The organism is Legionella navarrensis, from assembly GCF_052527415.1.
On sequence record NZ_JBNVZR010000060.1, the window covers coordinates 1 to 422 of the forward strand.

Sequence of the window (422 nt, forward strand, 5' to 3'; positions counted from 1 at the left end):
CGCATCGAATCTGGTGCTGACGGATACCCTGAGTGCCGGGCAAACCATAGGAACGTTGCCGGCAGGCTGTACGGCATCAGGTCAGGTGATTACCTGTACCATTCCGGCTGGCACGGCACCTGGTACCTACAGCTTTACCTATCCGACAACGGTAAATCAAACAGCAACCGGTTCAGTGAGCAATGCGGTGGTGCCGACGGGTGGCAGCACGACGACGCCGACCTGCACGACCTGTACGACCACGCATCCGATAGCCCCCGCAATTATCGCGGTGAGCAACTCCGCCAATCCTGCGACCGGTACTGTTGTTGCGGCTGGTGACACCATTGACTACAGCCTGCAGGCGGTGATTACTACGGCAGCCAACGCATCGGATCTGGTGCTGACGGATACGCTGAGTGCCGGGCAAACCATAGGAACGT

1 protein-coding gene is annotated in these 422 nt (G+C 58.8%); it reads left to right on the forward strand.

The features are described from left to right. The coding region (locus ACQUTA_RS13105) for a hypothetical protein (protein WP_444988712.1) at positions 1-422 on the forward strand (422 nt) is incomplete at both ends.